The following is an 18,727-nucleotide window of genomic DNA, read 5'->3' on the forward strand; positions in this document are numbered from 1 at the left end:
CTACCCCATGTTACAACATCCGTAAACGTTCGTCCCCTAAAAAAACAAATGGCGAACCCAGGTTTCTGGGTTCGCCGACTTCGTTATGATAGGTCAATAGACCGAACAAAACTGTTCCCGGGCTTACTTGAATTTGCTCAGCTTATCGCCGAAACGCTCTCCAAGCGTAACGCTCATGCCTTGATTGTTCAAAGAAACGTTCGGATTGTCTTTCAGGTCGATTTTAGGACCTTTGGACGGTTTTTCAGCTCGCGGAGCTTGAGCTGGCGCTTCTTCCGTTTCTTTGATGCTCAGGCTGATACGTTGCTCGGAAGTGTTGATATCAAGCACTTTAACCTGAACTTCTTGGCCTTCTTTCAATACTTCTTGCGGTGTACCGATATGCTTGTGGGAGATTTGGGAGATATGAACCAAACCTTCAACACCTGGTGCCAGTTCAACAAATGCCCCGAACGTAACCAGACGTTTAACAACGCCTGTTACGATGTCGCCTGTGTTGAATTGCTCGCCAGCTGTTTCCCAAGGACCCGGAGCGGCTGCTTTGATACTAAGGCTGATTTTGCCCTTTTCAGGATCCACCTTCAGTACCTTCACACGCACTTGATCACCTTCGGACAATACATCGGCAGGCTTGTCGACGTGGCTCCAAGCGATTTCGGATACGTGAACCAATCCGTCTACGCCGCCAACATCAACAAATGCTCCGAATTGCGTAAGGCGTTGAACTGTACCTTCCAGCACTTGGCCGTCTTGAAGCTCGGACATCACTTTAAGTTTGTTTGCTTCGAACTCTTCTTCCAGAACATCCTTCTGGGAAAGAATTACTTTGTTGTTCTCGCGGTCCAGTTCCTTTACTTTCACGCGAAGCGTGCGGCCTTTATAGTCGCTGAAGTCTTCAACGAAATGACGCTCTACCATGGATGCAGGAATAAATCCGCGTGCACCAACATCGGCTACGAGTCCGCCTTTCACCACGTCAGCCACCGTTACTTCGAATACGTCTTGATCCGCAAAATGCTTCTCAAGCTCTTCCCATGAATTCTCAGTGTCGATCGCGCGCTTGGAAAGAACCAGGCTTTCCTTGTCGTCGTTAATGCTAACGACTTTGCATTCTACCTCTTGGCCAACCTGAACCGCATCAGATGCATTATCAAGTTGTACAGAAGACAGTTCGCGAACAGGAATTACGCCGTCATATTTATATCCAATGCTTACGTAAGCTTGGTTGTCCTCCAGTTTGACGATCGTCCCTTTCACGGTGTCCCCTTTTTTCAAGGATACGATTTGGTCCATCTGCTCTTGGTTTTCAGCAGCCTCTTGATTTCTTGTTTCTTCCGACATGTCAAATAACCTCCTCAATTCAAACCCCATTTATTTAAACTCGCATTGGCGAAGTTCAAAACATAATTGCTGTAGTATCTTTCCAATCTTCCCATGCTTTTTATGCATGGAGCGAATAAATCAGTTCACGGTTGGCTTGCCGCTTGCGCGCATTTCGTGAATTTTTGCCATGATCAATTCGGTTGCCGCATCCAGAGCTTCCGGTGACTTGTCACCTTCAAACCGGGATAGGTCCACAGGTGCACCATAGATGATCTTCACTTTGCGAAAAAGCTTGTAATCTCCAATGATGGCAGCCGGTATGACCGTCGCCCCGCTGCGGAGAGCGAAGCTTGCCGCACCTCGTTTTGCCGCGGTTGAATCGGAATTGCGCGTCCCCTCAGGAAAGATACCCATGATCTCACCCGTGCGCAATATCGTGAGGGCGGTTTTGATCGAATCTTTACTTACTCCGCCGCGCTTGACCGGAAATGCTCCAAGCTGACGAACCAGCCATCCGAACACCGGAATGTTGAACAGTTCCGCTTTGGCCATGAACTTAACCTGGCGCTTGACGTGAATGCCCACAGATATCGGATCTCGAATGCTAATATGATTGCTACAGATTAGCACGCCGCCTTCTGAAGGTATGTTATGTACGCCGACAGATTCGAATCTGTAGAGAATAGCGAACAAACCGCGGACCACCGCTCTGCAAAAAACATAAATCATGCCCATTTCTCCCCATCCCACTTAAGTTTCGCAATATGAAAGAATTGCTTCCACAACCTGGTTGATATCCATATGTGTCGTATCCAGTATGATGGCATCCTCTGCGCATCGGAGCGGCGACACTTCACGTTCCTGGTCAAGCCTGTCACGTTCTGCGATATCTCTTTCCAGTTGTTCCAGCGATATGCCTTCATCACTCAACTCATTGAAGCGGCGGAGAGCACGTTCCTTGACACTGGCCGTCATGAAAATCTTCACCTCAGCATCCGGCAACACCGTCGTGCCGATGTCACGTCCATCCATGACAACGCCCTTGTCCTGTGCCATTTGCTGCTGTAAACGGACAAGCTTTATCCGCAAACCCTCGATTCGTGCATATTGGGATACCACTGCACTAACCTGATGTGAACGAATATAGGGTGTAACATCTTCCCCGTTCAGCCAGACCATTTGACCATTTTCATGCGGTTTTAATTCAATCACCATGTTTTGTGCATGTTGAAGCACTTTTTCGGGATTTTCTGGAGAAATCCCTTGGTTCAGCATGAACCAGGTGACTGCCCTGTACATGGCTCCGGTATCCACGTAGATGTACTGCAGCCTGCTGGCTACCATACGCGCTACGGTGCTTTTTCCCGCGCCTGCCGGACCGTCGATGGCAATATTAATTCTGTCGCGATAACCTGTCCCCTGCGTAACCAACGGGGCATTCCTCCTCAAACATATACCTCGAAATCGAAAGGGCTTACCATCCCTTACGGACGGAATCACCGTTTCTCTAGTGAAAATATACAAGATTGCGCGAATGAAACAAAGGCACAATCTTATATTTCAAGAAAAAAGCAGGCGCCCGCCTGCGACGTGAAAATTATACCACACTAGCTAGAGTGATGCAAAAGAGAAGGGGTGTTTTCCCCCATCCAATCGTTTACATTTGGCTCGTTAACGGGAACACCCTCCATCTGCTGAATGGGCGAAATATAGGGCCGGCTGGGCTCATAATGCAATAGCAGCTGGAAAATCACCAGGGCAAGCACAAGCCAGATCAGCAGCTTAAGCAGCACTTTTCCATAGCGGTCATGCAGGGCTTGTCCCTTCTCCTCATGCTTAACTTCCAGTCTTGTTTTTTTGAGCAGCTGATCTTGATCGTTTACTATTTTTGACATGGCAGGCAGTCCCTCCGGGACAAAATTTTCGGATAGTGTTCCACCGGCCTGTCCTTTTTATGCATTAACGATTGCGAAAATCAAACTGTCTCTCAAAACAAAAACGAATCAGCTTCTGCCGTTCCATATCTGCGATCTGATTAAACTTCAGCATAACGATGCTTCGATTGGTAGGCACCTGCTTCACCCTTACAACCTCGCCTTCAAACGGGACATGCTCCACGGATCCGTTCTTAAACGGGATGAGTATCCAGCAAGTTAATATACTTCCTTCCGCAATCGTTTGATCCGGCTGCAGATGAAAGGATACGCCGCCGCCGCCGACATCATCGGTTTTGGCTAAAAACTGGGTGCCGTCATTGGTCATGACTGCTACCTCGAGCTCGGCTTGCACCCTCAGGAAGCTCCTTCTCTGCACCTTCGTAATTTGATCCTGCTCCGGCTTCTTGATGCGAACCAGACGGATAATATCCTCATGGTGACTCAGGACGTAGGAATTGAAGAAATTCTTGACTCCGCCTTCCGTCAAAAAGTAAGCGGACAGCTCGTCCCCAATGTACAGCTTTTTCAGCTTGCCCGTCCCTTCCTGCAGCGGAACCTCCATATACATCGATTCGTCATCCATGTCTGAAACGCGGGATTTATATACAATATTGGCTTCCTTCTCATCCCCCGTATCCAATTGGATATAGAGGACATCGTTAATCTTTGGATACAATGCGCTCACCCACTAATTCATCATAATCTTATTTCCCATTATATCATGGGATGCCACGGCCCATAGGACAAAATCTTCAAAATCAAGGTCGATTCATGTCCTATCCTTGGGAAACATGGAACGGTCCCGGTTGCTTCAACTCCTTCATCCAAACAAAAAGCCGATTCAGGAAAGCTCCTGAACCGGCTTGAATCACGCAATCTTCGATTATTTGATTCCTGCCTGCGCATCCTTTACAACCTCAACCGTCTCCTCAAGGCCGGTATCCGAATTAATGTAAATCCGATACTGAGCCCCGTTGATTCGCCCGCCAAACTCATAACACAGGACATCCTCGGAACGGTCGTTTTTGATTAAGGCTTTACGGTGATAGAGCACCTTGAACTCAGGATTCAAGACCTTCTCCGCTTCGGCAAGACTAATTTTGGGCTGCGGGATTTCTCGCTTGATCTGATGCTCATACACAAAGTCGCTGGCCTGGAATCCAATGACATCCCCATTGTCCATAGCCGAACGAACGGTGATTTTCTCAGGATAAATCAGCACACCGTCCTCTTCACGGACAAAGGAAAAGTTGGCCAGGTTGTCATATTGGTCAGCTGAAACAACGGTCATGTCGGAGTAGCCTTTTTTCGTCAGGAATTGCTGGGCTTTGTCGATTGCAGCCTGAACGGACGCTTGCTTGGCGCCAACATTTCGCTCATCCGTATAGGAAATCAGCTGGCCGCCTTTTTCGGTAAAGTCCATGCTGAGCATATGCCCATTCGGATGTTGTACCTTCGCTGTATAAGATACCCACTCGGTGCCGCTTCCGTTCTTCGTCACTTGTACTTTGGCATTATTGCCCACATCCGAGAACTTCAGTGCTTTGCGTTTCACATCCTCTTCCGATATCGGCATGCCTGCCAATTGCTTCACGGAACGGCGGTCATAAATGCTGCTTACCGATGGTCCCCAGTCAAGCTCAGGGTAGGACTCCACCTTTTTGTCCACCGTTTTGAAGCCGTCAATAATGGAATTGTCTTCGACTTTATTCGTTGCCAGGGCCGTCTCTACATCCATCCAGCGCAAGCTGTTTGCGATAACCTTGTTCTGCACATGCTGCAAGTCCTTCGTAATTTCGCCGGAGTTGGTGTACAGGGATTTCAACGTTTTGACTTCACCCTCACTGAGCGGCTCCTTCGTTAAATCACGTACACCTGTTTTGTAAGCAAAATTAGAAATTCGGGAAAGGAACTCTTCGGTCTTGTTGAAGGGAAGGAGCGTAAGCGGCAGCTGGCTGATCTCATTTTGAGCCTCGCTGGTTAGGCGCCATACATTCATCAAGCCCTTCCGGTGCATCCCTTGGGAGGTAGAGCTTACCGCAAGTGTGTTGCCGAGCTCGGCATGAATCCTGTCCATATTGTATGACAAGTCATGGAATGCACGTTGGTATTGGTTCTCGGCATTAATCAATATGGCGTTTTTCTCTTTATTCTCTTGATAACCCCATACCAGAGCCCCGATCAATAAAATTGTGGCCACAGGAAACAGAATAGCGCTTAATCGTTTGTACATGATGCGATAGTCTCCTTTCTTCTACTCACTGCCGTTAGTTTGACTAGAAGAAAGAAGTCTTATGCATCTCTGTATAATTCCTTCATCCCTTAGAAATCTTCCTCAATATCGAAGTGATCGCGATTGTTGCACAGACACTGCTTAAATCCGGTTTCAATCCGGCCCTGCTCCTTTTTTCCTCGCAGCACAAAACGTTCACCGCAATCTTTGCAAAGAATTTTCACTTTTACACGCAAAAAAAGACACCTCCCTTTCTATGATTCCCTGGCTGTCAGCCGAGGTCTATAGAATGAAGTGTGCCCTGATTTGTTAAGTGTTAACCTCTTCCTCCCGCTTAATGAAACGAAAAGGAGAACGGTTGTTAGCTCTAGAGATTTTGCCCATGCCGCCATACCACAGCAGAACCATAAGCGGTACGATGAACCATACCCATGTGTGGGTCAGCAGGTTCAGAATCAGGTCGTACAGACCATGCCACATCCAAGGCAGGAACAAGGATAGAACGAGGAAGAATCTTCTTCGTTTCCCTTCCGTGAACCTCGCATGTCCCATGTAGTATCCCATGATCACGCCAAACATCGCGTGTCCCGAAACGGGCAGCAGTGCTCTTAAGAACATCGGACCAAAGGCTGCCTGGCTGTACCAGGCGTAAAGCAAATTCTCTACCGTAGCAAATCCCAGCGATATCGCCACTGCATAAAGGATGCCGTCATAAGGCTCGTCAAATTCCGTATGGTTAAAAATGATATGATACATTACGAACCATTTCAGAAATTCCTCAACGCCCGCCGAAACGAACAATGAGTTGACTACCGGATTGTCGCCAAGCCATAGTATCATTCCCCGCTGCAGAATCATAACCGGGAAAACGATCAGAACCCCTAACATGAACACCTTGATCACCATGTGCAGGGGCTCTTGATCATACCTATCTTTCAGGTAAAAATACGTGAGCAATGCGAGTCCCGGCGCCAAAGCTGACGCAATTACCGAGAACACCAGCACTAAAATTCCCCTTCCGTTAGTTGCGGGCCTGAAGTCCGGCACGCACGCCCACCTTCATTAATGCTGACGCTGGAAGTGTGTACAGATAACCTCAACTGCTTGCTGAGGCATGACTTTCTTCCCGTATTCCTCCAGCATCGCCTCGGTTACTGAAGAGGATTCACCGAATTCAGCCAGCATCGCAATAACCGCCGGCAGCTTCTCGCTATCCAATTCCTCAGGATCGAAGTATAAAAACCATTTATCCATATAGTGATAGAGCTTACCCGCTCCGCCTACAAGGTCCTTCAACATATGCGATGCTTCAATGAGCACTTCAAAATCCTGAAAAACATAGACGATCGTATCACTTTGATCCAGCGTTACTTCCATTTCATAAATCTCGTCCGGCATATCTTCTTCGGATAAGCCGCCGAAATGATGATCGTATTTCCCTCTCGTCACAATAACCACCATGCCCTGGGCAGGCAGTGCAAACACCTCAACGGCAAGAGGTCCGGTGGCATCAAATCCGAGTTCACTGTATGCCTGATCCATCATCTCCGTAAACAGGTCATAAACTTTCGGTATTTCCTGCCACATCTCTTCCTTCTGGATCCCTCGCTCACTCAGATCGTCAAACGTGAGGAAAATCCGTATCTTATCTTGACTCAAACGCTCTATTTTCATGACAGGATCCTCCTTACGTAAAACAAAAGTTTATAACAAATTATGATGTCTGGATTATGACGTGATAAAAATGGTTTTATATAATTGATTTTATCATTTAATAACCACAAATGCACGTAAATATGTAGCTAAAGAAAAAAGAATCATTCACAGGGAATCGTGTGGCCGCTCCCCGAGAATGATTCAAAATGGTTCATGCCGTTTACAAACCCGGTATGACGGTATGGGTCTCTTTCAAAATCTGTTCGACTTCGTTTTTGACATCAGGGTTGTTTCGGATGAAATCCTTGACTTGTTTCAGGTTGGCAGCCTTCGAATGAGTCGATGTCTGTACCCCTGCAGTTCCATTGGAATGAGTGGAATCATGTCGGCCTGAACTGGGAGACACGCTTTCTTGGCTGAAGCCAGAATATTGCTGGCTCTTTGTGCCCTGAATTTTACTCATCGCGGTATCCGCGAATCGGCCTAGATTCGCATCTTTCATCATTGAGGAGAAGAACCTGCTGTTGTTACGGGAAATCATCCGGCATGCAACGGCACCGATAATGACACCATATAGAAATGACGAAGTCTTCACAAATGATACCTCCTTCTATGATAAACTCGAGATTATTGTTCTCGCACCGCCAAGAACTCATGCTACATAAATACAGGAAAGTGAGATGGAATCATGGTTAGAACACGAACAGTACTTCTGCTGGCTTTCTGCCTTATGCTCAGCGCATGCGGCAGCAACGGCGCGGCTCAGAAGCAAAGCACGGCCACGGAAGTCGGTAATGACAGGGCAGCGCAGCAAAATGAAACCTCCGGTCAGGTGTCCACTCCGAAAGAAGGTGCCGACATGGCAACCGAAACGGACAAACCTGAAGCTGAGCCTGACGTGGATAAATCCGCGGACCCATCAGATGAAGCTGTCAAGAGTCCTGACACCGAGGCACCGTCTGAACCGAAATATCACATGAATAAGGTGTATCGCATCGTTCCCAATGATGATTCCGTACCAGAAAAAGTCGTGCTGCTCACGTTTGATGACGGCCCTAAGGATGAAACGATGATCAACCAAATGATCGATACGCTGGACAAACATGATGCCAAAGCGATTTTCTTTGTCAATGGATACCGTGCGAAGGAGCATCCAGAGCTGTTAAAACTGATCCATGACCGCGGTCAAATCATTGGGAATCATTCCTGGGATCATATCGACTTGAAAAAAGAAAGCAAACAGAAGGTAAAGGAACAGATCGGGGATGTACAGCAAATCGTCAAAGAAGCGACCGGATCGGAACCGAAGTTTTTCCGTCCTCCGTTTGGCTCAGGCGGAGATACCGTCAAGGAAGTTGCCCTGGATCATGACCTGCTGTTCATGACCTGGTCCAACGGTTCGCTGGATTGGGAAAGCAAAAACAAAAACAAACCCGAAGCCGTAGTCAGCAATGTGCTGGAACAGCTTCACCCTGGCAGCAACATTCTGATGCATGAGCTTCCCTGGACCGTAGAGGCCCTTGATACCTTGCTGACCAAGCTTGAAGCCAAAGGGTATGGCTTTGTGGATCCGCAATTAATCGAACCTAAAATAAGATAATCCGACAAAACACAAAAACCTTAATTCTGCCGTCGCCATTTGACGATCGAATTAAGGTTTTTTGCGTAATGTAAGCACATGATATTCTGCGGGACATTGCAAGCGCAGCGGGATATGGGAGGTACCGAATCCCCGGCTGATCAGCATCCTGGAAGAAGGTTGGGTTTCGCCCGTCTTTCTCGGCAGCGTATACCATCCGGATTTAAACTTCTTGTAAAAGCGCGCCAGACGAACGGCTCCGGCAATTGGCAGCACAATCTGTCCCCCATGGGTATGTCCTGCCAGCACTAGATCCCCATCTACTGCTTCCTTGCCTTTGACCCATATCGGATCATGCACCAGAATGATGTGATACTGGTCTTCGGCTGCATTTCCCCGAAATCTTGTGTACGGGTGCTTCCGGCTGGCCGGCTGCCTTACTCCGCTGAGAGCAATAAGCTCGTTACTCCGCTTTAACGTAACGGTTTTGTCATTCAGCAGAATGACGCCGCTCTCCCGCAATACTTTACGGACAGCGTCCTTGCCTGCATGCAGATCATGATTCCCCAAGACGGCATACACGGGTGCGATACGGACCAGCACCGACATGTTATGCCTCATCCGCTGAAGGGGTACCCCTCTTTCCGTAATATCTCCACCAAGCAGTACGCAGTCCACCGAGGATAGATTGGATAATAGCTTCACTTCTGACAATTGTCTGCGATGTATATCGGTGATGAACAATATCCGAAACCCGTCAAACGAGTGAGGGATACTTTCGGATACCACTTCTTCTTCACGCACTCGATAACCCTTAGCTTCAGCCCTCATCCAGCCGATAGCGCCTGCACCGAGTGCCGCAGCACCTGCTATCCACATCAACACACTCATAATAACTCCTTTAACAATTCCTTTAATGGAGGCGCTCCGATAAGTCCCCACCACAGAAGACCTACCATTAACAATATGAAAATGACGATCAATGAGTTCACAAACCATTTGCTCATTCTTACGCGATAAGAGGAATATGTATTCGTTCGTTTAGGAGCGGACACTTCCTCCTCTGATTGACGCTGGCGGGACCGGGTCGATCTGGAACGGCTCAATCCATCCGCTGTACTGCTGCTCTGGTGCTTTTGCTCCACGGAGCTTGTGGAGGGTGGCGATTTAGATCGATTCCTCGTTTCATCTGCTTGTTGCGACTTCGCTGCCGTTCTTTTTTCTGATTGAGCCGTTGACTTGTTCTTGCGGCTTTTATTTCGGCTCTGATGTCGTTGCATTCTGCTAAGTTCGTTCATGTTCCTCTTTCCTCCGAAACCGAATCAACATTCCTGATATGAAATCAATCAGAAAATGACACAGGATGGGCGCCCAAATGGTACCCGTTTGAATATAGACGTAGCCAAGACCGTAACTGCTTAAGAAAACCCACCCAGTTGGAAGCCAATGTTTTAAATATCTGACATGAATAAGTGCGAACAAGATACTTGTCCAATATGGTCCGAACGCATGCTGGATAGCTCCTCGAAACAATAACTCCTCGCAGATGGATACGATCAGAGCTATAACAAAAATATGCCAAACCGGCCTTTTCCGGAACAACATTTCATTGATTCCGCCATCGTCCATACTATCCTCTGACACAAACCGGGATAATATAAAATCCACGACCAGCATTGCTGCAGCAAGTCCGAGCCCCCAATAAACAAACTCGATATTCTTCGGGATGACAAAGAGCCCAAACGGATTCCTCTGCTGAAACAGGATCCAGATCAAACCTGCAATGAGTGTCAATCCTTGGGTAAGATACAGATTAATAAGCAGCAGCCGATCGTTTAATTGATGGGCTTCGATTCTTTTTACGCGTATTTTAAATTTTTTCATAGAAGATGGGCCTGTCTTTCATCTTGATTTTTAAGATTATCTTCGTGTACAACCACAGTAATATTAGAATAATTCAATCATAGGCGGGCATATGCATCATAGCAAATTAACGGCATGACATTCAAGGCTATCTCTTGTTTCTTCCCCTACTATAAGGCCTATGGACAGAATAAACACCTATTGACACAATGTTAGAGCCATGATACATTATGAAAAAATTAATCTGTGAAAACCGATGATGGAAAAGAGAAGCTGTAACGTCCTCAGAGAGCCGATGGTGGGTGTAAATCGGTGGCGTAAAAGTATTCTTGAGCGTTCCTGAGATATTTCGCTGAAACTTGAAGTAGGCGCAAATCGGATGATATCCGTTACCAATCATGGTCTGAACAGACCGCTTGAGGCTGCCGCAAGTTGGCAGCGAATAAGGGTGGCACCACGAATAACTCTCGTCCCTTACTACGGAGGTAGTATGCGGATTGGGAGTTTTTTTATGTTCCTGTCTCTTTGCCACGACACCGCGTCAAACCTGTATAGACCTCTTGCAGCTTTATTGGAATCTTTGGTGTATAACGGAATACGCCCCAGCGTAATCCTTATTCAATATTGCAGTACCGCATTTTATAGAGGATTTTAAGGAGGAAGAGAAACCATGTTTAAAGTATTGGTATCGGATCCGATCAGTGATTTGGGGATCCAGCAGTTAATGGATGCCGCCGACGTGCAGGTAGACAAAAAAACCGGGCTTAATGAAGATGAGCTCACTGCCATTATCGGTGAATACGACGGGCTCCTCGTACGGAGTCAGACACGTGTGACAGAACGCATTATGAATGCAGGAACCAATCTCAAGGTTGTCGGCCGTGCAGGCGTTGGCGTTGACAACATTGATCTTGAAGCTGCTACGAAGCGCGGGATCGTTGTTATTAATGCGCCTGACGGTAATACGATTACAACAGCAGAGCATACGTTTGCCATGATGATTGCCCTCGCCCGCCACATCCCTCAGGCCTATGCCAAAACTGTGGGCGGATCTTGGGACCGCAAATCCTTCCTCGGCGTTGAGCTGCGCAACAAAACGCTGGGCGTTATGGGAATGGGACGAATCGGCAGCGAGGTGGCTAAACGCGCCAAGGCTTTTGGCATGAACATTCTTGCCTTCGATCCGTTCCTGACGGAAGAGCGTGCGGACAAACTGGGCGTAACGCTTTCCTCGGTGGATAACATTATCCGCAATGCAGACTTCATTACGGTCCATACTCCGCTTACGCCGGAAACGCGCCATATGATCGCAAGACCGCAATTCGAAGTGATGAAGCGCGGCATGCGCATCGTGAACTGCGCCCGTGGCGGCATTATTGACGAACGCGCCCTCGTGGAAGCGATCGATGAAGGCATTGTTGCCGGAGCCGCATTTGACGTATTCGAACATGAGCCGCCTGAAAGCGATCATCCGTTCCTGAACCATCCCAAGGTTATCGTGACCCCGCATTTGGGCGCATCTACCGTTGAGGCTCAGGAGAACGTTGCAATCGATGTGTCGGAACAAGTGCTTCATATCCTGCGCAACGAGCCGTTTAAGAATGCGGTCAACTTCCCGCTTGTAGCGGCTAGCGTGATGAACAAACTGCAGCCATACTTCTCGCTCGGCGAGAAATTGGGCAGTGTGGCCGCTCAGATCACCGCACATGCGGTGAAGGAGATTCACGTCGACTATGCAGGCGAGCTGGCTGAAGTTGATACCCAAGCCCTGACCCGATACATCGTGAAGGGTGTGCTGGAGCGTCACCTCGGAAGCGAAGTGAATATTGTAAACTCCATGCATTTGGCGAAGAGCCGTGATCTGCACGTCGTTGTGTCCCAGACACCAAAAACCAAAGACTTCACCAACCTCGTTACCGTTACGCTTAAGACGCAAAACGGTTTGGAGCGAATTGTCGCAGGTACACTCCTGCTGGGTTACGGCGAACGAATTGTTCGTCTGGATAAATTCCCGGTCGATATCTCTCCGGAAGGTCATCTGATTCTGATCTCCCATAACGACAAACCGGGCATTATCGGTCGTGTCGGAACCCTGCTCGGCGAGAACGATGTCAACATCGCCTCCATGCAGGTTGGACGTAAAGTCATCGGCGGTGAAGCCATCATGCTTCTGACGGTGGACAAAGACGTTCCTAAAGACGTTCTGATCAAGCTTACCGGGCTGTCAGAACTGAACACCGCGCAGCAAATCGCGCTGGGCTAATTTCAGGCCAGTTATAAGGTATAAGGGGTTAATCATTGTTCCACGTAGAACAAGATTAACCCCTTAATTTCAACAAAAAAACACGCTCCTTTCGAGCGTGTTTTGTCTTTTGTGGAGACATTCCCTAAGATTCTGCCGATTTAGTTGGAATAATCATCGTAAACACCGTTCCTTCGCCTACTTCACTTGTTGCGTTAATCGTGCCATGATGCGCTGTCACGATATTTTTCACGATGGCAAGGCCTATGCCGGTTCCCACCGTCTCTCCCCGCACACGCGCTTTATCGGCCTTGTAGAATCGCTCGAAAACAAAAGGAAGATCTTCAGGCGGAATACCGACGCCTTGGTCGCTAATCTTTACCTGGAGAGCCTCTGTGTTCGATACGGTAATCCGATCTGCAATGATTCGGATCTGCTTGCCTGAAGGCGTATGACGAAAAGCGTTGTCCAGCAGATTGGTCAGCACCTGTTCAAGCTTGTCTTCATCCGCCGCTTCGAGCAGAAGATTCGAGTGAAGTTTGTTGAGCTGAAGGTCAATATCTCTCTCCTTGGCGCGTACGGTGAACTTCCGGTATACCCTTTCACACAATTCACCTGCATCCATCTCCCGCAGGGACAACTCTGCATGCCCCGCTTCCATACGGGTTAAATCAAGCAGATCCTTCACCAGCCGGCCCATACGAAGGGATTCCTCATGAATCACCTGTATCAGCTCCCTGCTCTCTTCCGGTGAAGCCGCCATCCCGTCAAGCAGCGCTTCACTGTAGCCCTGCATCATGGACAGCGGTGTACGGATTTCGTGCGACACGTTGGCGATGAAATCCGTACGCATCTTCTCCAGCGTAACTTGCTCGGTAATATCTCTTAACACAACAACGGCGCCGCGGATCACATCATCCGAATATAAGGGAGCCATATGGGCTGACCATATCCCCTGCTTCACATGCAAGTCAGCGCTTTGGTCCTTTCCTTCGTTCACGGTGGCATAATAAAGCTCACTGAGCGGTTTCGGCATGACATCGGCCGCCCAGCCTCCGCCCTGCAGCTCATCATCCCACTGCAGACCTTTCCAGGTTTTCATGATTTCCTGCCCTGGCGGGTTCACCAGAATGACCTGACCATGATTATCAAACGTAATCACCGCGTCGCTCATACTTCTCAGCACACTGGACAGATGCTCCTTCTCATGGTTCAAATTGCGGATATTCGTTTCCAGCTCTGCTGCCATATGGTTGAACGTATTGGCCAGCTCGCCAATCTCATCACTGGTCACAAGATTTAGCCGAGTGCCATACTTCCCTTTACGAATGTCGTTGGCTGCCTCAATGAGCTGCTGCATGGGCTGGGTAATCTTCGTTAACAGAAACAACCCGAAAAAGGTGGTCATCGAAAAACCGATAATGGCCACATAAGTAAATAAACGTTTGATGGCATCCGAATTCGCAAACGTGGTATCGATATAGGGGAGCAAAAATAATCCGAGCGTCAGTAGTACGCACGCGACTAAACAGGTTATCGTAATCCACAGCTTGCCGACGAGTGATCTCCAGAAACTCACGTTACTTTGGTACCTCCAGCTTGTAGCCTACTCCCCATACTGTCGTAATCATCGCTGCGGATTCAGCAGATACCTTATTTAACTTCTCGCGCAGCCGCTTCACATGGGTATCGACTGTGCGAAGATCGCCGAAAAATTCATAATTCCATACGTCCTTAAGCAGTTCTTCGCGGGAGAATACTTTGTCCGGGGACGAAGCCAGGTAGTGCAGAAGCTCATACTCCTTCGGTGTCAAGCTGATTTCATGCCCTCCGGCCGTCACGCGGTGAGCATCATGTTCAATGATCAAATGCGGGAAAACAATGCTGTTGCTTGGGTTCGGTTCCTTGCTCAAATAGGCCGTAGCGGATGATCGGCGCAATATCGCTTTCACGCGATAAATCACCTCGCGCGGACTGAACGGCTTCACAACATAATCGTCGGCCCCCACTTCAAATCCCTGTACGCGATTGATCTCCTCACCCTTGGCTGTCAGCATGAGAATAGGGGTAGACTTCACCTGACGGAGACGCGTGCATACTTCGACTCCATCCATCCCGGGCAGCATCACATCCAAAATAACGAGCCCGTAATCTTCCGAGCTTGCTTTGCGAAGAGCGGTTTCTCCATCCTCCGCCTCTTCGATTTCATACCCTTCCTTCTCCAAATACATTTTTAACAATCGGCGAATCCGTTCTTCATCATCAACAACAAGAATACGATTTCCGTGCTCTGACATTGGCGGCCAACTCCTTCATTTTTATAGGGAAAATCAGAAGCGGCCCTCTTGAATAAGAAAGGGCCCTTCTGATTGATCATTCACTGCTATTCTATTGACAATTAATCGGTTCCCGCATAGGAATGCAGGCCCGCGATAATCAAGTTGACGCCGACCAGCGTAAACATGACCACGATAAAGCCGATAACGGACAGCCAGGATGAGTATTTACCCTGCCAGCCGCGCGAAAGCCGGAGATGAAGGTACACGCTGTAGAACAACCATGTAATAAGCGCCCATACTTCCTTTGGATCCCAGCCCCAGAATCGGCCCCATGCAATTTCTGCCCAAATCATGGCGAATATGAGACCTCCCAGTGTAAATACCGGGAACCCAATCGCAATGGCTCGATAACTGATTTCATCCAGATCGTCCGGATCCAATCTATTAAGTGCTGGCTGAATGAATTTTGCCAGCGGTTTGCGAAGGATCAGGCGAAGCAAACCGTACAGGATCAACCCCGTGATCAGCGACCATATCACCGTATTCAGCTTCCGTCCCGCATTCACGCCGTGCATCCAGGACGGGGCTTCCATGAGTGGAGATTTCATGCCCAAGAAGGACTGCATGCTCTCCGTCTCGCTCTTATATGGTGCGACAAGCGGTGGCATGTTATATTCCACTTTTACTATTGTACTATTTTCTGTCTTCGGGTCAACCAAAGTCTGGTTAAATTCAGCCTGATATCCACCTGCACGGAAGCTGTATACCGACAATATAAATCCGATCAGCACCACGATGGCAAACATGACGAGCTCAAGCCAGCGCTGTTCCTTGCGCGAGCCCTTGTCCGTTCCGCTAAAGTTAACGGTACGGAGCAGATGCATCAGGCCGGCAATAAAACCGACCGCAAAAAACGCATCGCCCAGCGCCGCCAACGTAACGTGGATACCCAGCCAATAGGACTGGAGCGAAGGAATCAGCGGCTGCACCTGCTGCGGGAACACGGCGGCATAGGCCATGATCAGGATTGCCAGCGGCAGTGCAAACAATCCGAGCAGCGATTTTTTGTAGATAAAATAAAGTACGAGGAAGGCAATCATGATTGCCATCGACAAGAAGGACATAAACTCATACATGTTGCTGACCGGCACGTGTCCCGAGCCCGCCCATCTTGTAAAGAAGTACAGCAAGTGTCCGATCAAACCGATCGTTGTCGTAACAAACGCGATCTTGCCCCACTTCGCCAAATGGGCTTCCGGGTCGCGTTTGCGGAACCGGCGTCCCATGACGGCAAGTGCATACATGATAAATGCCACGCAGTATAAGGTAAAGGCCACGATAAATGCGTCGCCGCTAAAATCAATTAGATTCATGCTTAGTCCCCCTGTTATTCTCCAATGACTTTTCATCGACTTCGATATTCATTTGCTTGAGGATCGCGGAGATCTCCTTGCGAAGTCCAAACCAGTTCTTGTTCGTATGCGCGCCAAGTGTCAGCGTTCCGTTATCAATACGCAGCCAGATCCGGCGATGGGTGAAATAAAAGCCCATGACCAGGCCGATCATACCGATAAAACAACCAATCCAAATGAACGGCATGGCTTTATCCACACGAATATTCAGATAAGTCGTAGATTCCGAAAAGTCCACATCGTCCATGCTCAGCACATCCAGTTGTACGAGCGCTTCCCCACCCGCCAGCTGTGCATTGATCGCTTCCTGATTAAAGCGCTCCTTATCAATCTGCTTAGGGAAGTAGAAGTATTGAATGCCTTCCTTCGGCAGTTCAGGTCCCTTAATCAGAAATAAGAATGCAGGCGCATTCGGGTTAGGTGACAGGTTTACCGGTTTGCCGTTATCGCCAAGTCCAAAATCGGTAAAGGATTGTGTAAGCGTTAACGTATATTCTCCCGCCTGATACTCTCTTTGAGGATCGTCGATCGACAATGTGATTTTGCCGTATTCCTTCCCGCTCTTACTGTCTATCAGCACCGGCGAAACCGTACGGAGAATCGGGGTCAGATCATAATCGAATTGATAAGCTTTTAACCCTTTGTAATTGAGTGGATGATTCACCTCAATGTTATGGCGTGTCAATTCCACGAGCTGAGGCTCTTTATCGAGATCGTCACAATTGGCCTCGCACATATACAGAATCGCCTGGGTTTGGAATTCCTTCGGCAGTACTTTATTCTTGCCTTTAAATTCCTCAGGCATATCGTCCTCGGTATAAAACTCCACCTTAAAGCCGTCGTTCAATAAATAATAACTGGTGTTCTTGATATGCACAGGCTCATCCTGAGGGAAAGCCATGTGCTCGTCCATATGCAGTCCAGGAAGATTCCGTCCAAGAACAGCAAGCAGGAAAATAATCAGGCCGATATGCAGAACATAGGGGCCCCAGCGGCTGAACCGCTGCTTCTCTGCCAGTAGGGTTCCGCCATCCGTTCGTACGCGGTAGCCCTTCTTCTTAATAATCGGCTTCACCCGTTCAACCCAGTCGGCACCGTCCTCATCAACATGCCCTTGGTATACCACCTTCTGGCGGGTAAGGAAGGACATATGCTTCGGAACCCGCTGTCTGCTGAGCGCTTTGTACAGCGGCAGGACCCGGTCAAGACTGCAAATGACAAGAGATGCGCCGATCATGACAAGCAGCAGTACGAACCACCATGACGTGTATGTATGAGACAGCCCGAGCAAGTAATAAATATGCCCCAGCTGTCCGTACTCCTCTTTGTAATAGACTGAGGGGTCAATGTTAAGGAATGTGCTTTCCTGCGGAAAGATGGTGCCTAGCGAGGAGCCGATCAGCGTAAGCACTATCAGATATATTGCTACTTTTACCGAAGAAAAGAAATTCCATACCCGATCGATAATACCGGGATTTTCTTTCTGTGAGCGACGAGCAACCCCGTCATACCGCATTTCCAGAATCGGTTGGGCCTCCGCTTCTTCGGTCAGCGGCTTGCCGCAAGCCTCGCAGAGGACCGTCCCCGTTGGATTCTGGTGTCCACAATCACACTTCGTGTTCTGGATCAAAGGCTTGGAACCTTGACTCATTTCGCATTCACCAACTGTTCAATTTGTTTATCAAGGGTGTTCAAATCCAGTTCGCCTATACGAATATGGTCAATCTTGCCAGAGGCCGTAACAAAAAAGGTGGTTGGCATGGGGCCAACCCCGAAGCTGGCAACAGCATTCCGTTTAGGATCCATCAGTATGGGGAACTTCACGCCGGTTTGACCAACAAAATTCTCAACGGTCATTTTGTTCTCTCCCACATTAATTCCGATGATCTCAACGCCTTGACTGTTCCATTTCTCCCACTGGGCTTGAAGAGCCGGCATTTCCCGCACGCATGGCGGACAGTAGGTGCCCCAGAAATTAATAACCCTGGCCTTACCCTCGTATTCACTCATGGTATGTACGCCGCCATCCATGCCTAGAAGTTCAAAATCCGCTGCCTTTTGACCCACTTTGGGAACCTCATCAGAGCCGAATACAACGGTTGCAACGGCGTACACTCCGACCAGGATAATGGCAAGCAGAATCACAATCTGTACGCTTTTCTTTGATTTGCCCATAAAGCAGCAGCTTCCTTTCTATGACATT

The 18,727-nt window shown here is 48.5% G+C and carries 20 protein-coding genes and 1 other annotated feature; of the genes, 2 read left to right on the forward strand and 18 right to left on the reverse strand.

All coding sequences use genetic code 11. The features are described from left to right. Nucleotides 1–123: 123 nt before the first annotated feature. The 10 genes from rpsA to PLA01S_RS22820 form a co-directional block, all read right to left on the reverse strand. Nucleotides 124–1,341, reverse strand: coding sequence for a 30S ribosomal protein S1 (gene rpsA / locus PLA01S_RS22780; RefSeq protein ID WP_100536304.1), 1,218 nt, complete (start codon nt 1,339–1,341; stop codon nt 124–126). A gap of 120 nt (nt 1,342–1,461) precedes the next feature. Beyond that, nucleotides 1,462–2,052, reverse strand: a complete 591-nt coding sequence (locus tag PLA01S_RS22785) for a lysophospholipid acyltransferase family protein (protein ID WP_127594155.1) — start codon at nt 2,050–2,052, stop codon at nt 1,462–1,464. A 21-nt stretch (nt 2,053–2,073) separates the two neighbouring features. Then, entirely contained in the window at nt 2,074–2,754 is a 681-nt protein-coding gene (cmk, locus tag PLA01S_RS22790) for a (d)CMP kinase (RefSeq protein WP_100536302.1), read from the reverse strand. A gap of 176 nt (nt 2,755–2,930) precedes the next feature. Further along, nucleotides 2,931–3,218, reverse strand: a complete 288-nt coding sequence (locus tag PLA01S_RS22795) for a DUF5359 family protein (protein ID WP_127594156.1) — start codon at nt 3,216–3,218, stop codon at nt 2,931–2,933. 64 nt (nt 3,219–3,282) lie between these two features. Continuing rightward, the gene (locus tag PLA01S_RS22800) at nt 3,283–3,945 is read right to left on the reverse strand and encodes a flagellar brake protein (protein ID WP_127594157.1); all 663 of its coding nucleotides are present in this window, start codon (nt 3,943–3,945) and stop codon (nt 3,283–3,285) included. A 198-nt stretch (nt 3,946–4,143) separates the two neighbouring features. Further along, on the reverse strand, nt 4,144–5,493 hold the full coding sequence (ypeB, locus tag PLA01S_RS22805) for a germination protein YpeB (RefSeq protein WP_127594158.1): 1,350 nt from the start codon (nt 5,491–5,493) through the stop codon (nt 4,144–4,146). Between the two features lie 89 nt (nt 5,494–5,582). Next, a complete protein-coding gene (locus PLA01S_RS32095) occupies nt 5,583–5,729 on the reverse strand; it encodes a hypothetical protein (RefSeq protein ID WP_009595221.1) in 147 nt (48 codons plus the stop codon). 73 nt (nt 5,730–5,802) lie between these two features. Further along, entirely contained in the window at nt 5,803–6,498 is a 696-nt protein-coding gene (gene prsW / locus PLA01S_RS22810) for a glutamic-type intramembrane protease PrsW (RefSeq protein ID WP_076320947.1), read from the reverse strand. Nucleotides 6,499–6,555: 57 nt separating this feature from the next. Next, entirely contained in the window at nt 6,556–7,167 is a 612-nt protein-coding gene (locus PLA01S_RS22815) for a genetic competence negative regulator (protein WP_071223917.1), read from the reverse strand. Between the two features lie 202 nt (nt 7,168–7,369). Then, nucleotides 7,370–7,744, reverse strand: coding sequence for a hypothetical protein (locus PLA01S_RS22820; protein WP_127594159.1), 375 nt, complete (start codon nt 7,742–7,744; stop codon nt 7,370–7,372). Between the two features lie 93 nt (nt 7,745–7,837). Here PLA01S_RS22820 and PLA01S_RS22825 point away from each other — a divergent pair, with 93 nt between their 5' ends. Then, nucleotides 7,838–8,749, forward strand: coding sequence for a polysaccharide deacetylase family protein (locus PLA01S_RS22825; protein WP_127594160.1), 912 nt, complete (start codon nt 7,838–7,840; stop codon nt 8,747–8,749). A 51-nt stretch (nt 8,750–8,800) separates the two neighbouring features. Here PLA01S_RS22825 and PLA01S_RS22830 read toward each other — a convergent pair whose 3' ends face one another. The 3 genes from PLA01S_RS22830 to PLA01S_RS22840 all read right to left on the reverse strand — a co-directional run bounded on the left by PLA01S_RS22830 (nt 8,801) and on the right by PLA01S_RS22840 (nt 10,612). Then, a complete protein-coding gene (locus tag PLA01S_RS22830; protein WP_127594161.1) occupies nt 8,801–9,619 on the reverse strand; it encodes a metallophosphoesterase in 819 nt (272 codons plus the stop codon). Further along, nucleotides 9,616–9,873 (reverse strand): hypothetical protein, encoded by a 258-nt coding sequence (locus tag PLA01S_RS32695; RefSeq protein ID WP_246059776.1) that lies wholly within the window; start codon nt 9,871–9,873, stop codon nt 9,616–9,618. The genes PLA01S_RS22830 and PLA01S_RS32695 overlap by 4 nt, the downstream gene beginning before the upstream one ends. A 139-nt stretch (nt 9,874–10,012) precedes the next feature. Then, nucleotides 10,013–10,612, reverse strand: coding sequence for a CPBP family intramembrane glutamic endopeptidase (locus PLA01S_RS22840; protein ID WP_127594163.1), 600 nt, complete (start codon nt 10,610–10,612; stop codon nt 10,013–10,015). 226 nt (nt 10,613–10,838) lie between these two features. Next, nucleotides 10,839–11,069 (forward strand) — a binding site (T-box leader). Between the two features lie 192 nt (nt 11,070–11,261). Here PLA01S_RS22840 and serA point away from each other — a divergent pair. Next, nucleotides 11,262–12,854 carry a phosphoglycerate dehydrogenase gene (gene serA / locus PLA01S_RS22845; RefSeq protein ID WP_127594164.1) on the forward strand — a complete coding sequence of 531 codons (1,593 nt, stop codon included), beginning with the start codon at nt 11,262–11,264 and terminating at the stop codon, nt 12,852–12,854. A 124-nt stretch (nt 12,855–12,978) separates the two neighbouring features. Here the strand turns inward: serA and PLA01S_RS22850 are convergent, their stop codons facing one another. From PLA01S_RS22850 to PLA01S_RS22870, 5 genes are all read right to left on the reverse strand, one after another. Beyond that, nucleotides 12,979–14,412, reverse strand: coding sequence for an ATP-binding protein (locus PLA01S_RS22850; protein ID WP_127594165.1), 1,434 nt, complete (start codon nt 14,410–14,412; stop codon nt 12,979–12,981). A 1-nt stretch (nt 14,413) separates the two neighbouring features. After that, nucleotides 14,414–15,130, reverse strand: coding sequence for a response regulator transcription factor (locus tag PLA01S_RS22855; RefSeq protein WP_009595176.1), 717 nt, complete (start codon nt 15,128–15,130; stop codon nt 14,414–14,416). Nucleotides 15,131–15,231: 101 nt separating this feature from the next. Further along, nucleotides 15,232–16,485, reverse strand: coding sequence for a c-type cytochrome biogenesis protein CcsB (ccsB, locus tag PLA01S_RS22860; protein WP_127594166.1), 1,254 nt, complete (start codon nt 16,483–16,485; stop codon nt 15,232–15,234). Next, the gene (resB, locus tag PLA01S_RS22865) at nt 16,472–18,175 is read right to left on the reverse strand and encodes a cytochrome c biogenesis protein ResB (protein ID WP_127594167.1); all 1,704 of its coding nucleotides are present in this window, start codon (nt 18,173–18,175) and stop codon (nt 16,472–16,474) included. Before resB ends, ccsB begins: the two co-directional genes overlap by 14 nt. Then, a complete protein-coding gene (locus tag PLA01S_RS22870) occupies nt 18,172–18,699 on the reverse strand; it encodes a redoxin domain-containing protein (protein WP_127594168.1) in 528 nt (175 codons plus the stop codon). Before PLA01S_RS22870 ends, resB begins: the two co-directional genes overlap by 4 nt. Nucleotides 18,700–18,727: the final 28 nt, after the last annotated feature.

This window comes from Paenibacillus lautus NBRC 15380 (genome assembly GCF_004000945.1).
Taxonomy (GTDB): domain Bacteria; phylum Bacillota; class Bacilli; order Paenibacillales; family Paenibacillaceae; genus Paenibacillus_AQ; species Paenibacillus_AQ lautus.

Coding starts and splice junctions, on each gene's coding strand:
- PLA01S_RS22785 (WP_127594155.1), bottom strand. CDS start 2,052: ATGATTTATGTTTTTTGCAGAGCGGTGGTCCGCGGTTTGTTCGCTATT.
- PLA01S_RS22830 (WP_127594161.1), bottom strand. CDS start 9,619: ATGAGTGTGTTGATGTGGATAGCAGGTGCTGCGGCACTCGGTGCAGGC.
- resB (WP_127594167.1), bottom strand. CDS start 18,175: ATGAGTCAAGGTTCCAAGCCTTTGATCCAGAACACGAAGTGTGATTGT.
- rpsA (WP_100536304.1), bottom strand. CDS start 1,341: ATGTCGGAAGAAACAAGAAATCAAGAGGCTGCTGAAAACCAAGAGCAG.
- ypeB (WP_127594158.1), bottom strand. CDS start 5,493: ATGTACAAACGATTAAGCGCTATTCTGTTTCCTGTGGCCACAATTTTA.
- PLA01S_RS22840 (WP_127594163.1), bottom strand. CDS start 10,612: ATGAAAAAATTTAAAATACGCGTAAAAAGAATCGAAGCCCATCAATTA.
- PLA01S_RS22870 (WP_127594168.1), bottom strand. CDS start 18,699: ATGGGCAAATCAAAGAAAAGCGTACAGATTGTGATTCTGCTTGCCATT.
- PLA01S_RS22855 (WP_009595176.1), bottom strand. CDS start 15,130: ATGTCAGAGCACGGAAATCGTATTCTTGTTGTTGATGATGAAGAACGG.
- PLA01S_RS22815 (WP_071223917.1), bottom strand. CDS start 7,167: ATGAAAATAGAGCGTTTGAGTCAAGATAAGATACGGATTTTCCTCACG.
- PLA01S_RS22795 (WP_127594156.1), bottom strand. CDS start 3,218: ATGTCAAAAATAGTAAACGATCAAGATCAGCTGCTCAAAAAAACAAGA.
- ccsB (WP_127594166.1), bottom strand. CDS start 16,485: ATGAATCTAATTGATTTTAGCGGCGACGCATTTATCGTGGCCTTTACC.
- serA (WP_127594164.1), top strand. CDS start 11,262: ATGTTTAAAGTATTGGTATCGGATCCGATCAGTGATTTGGGGATCCAG.
- PLA01S_RS22825 (WP_127594160.1), top strand. CDS start 7,838: ATGGTTAGAACACGAACAGTACTTCTGCTGGCTTTCTGCCTTATGCTC.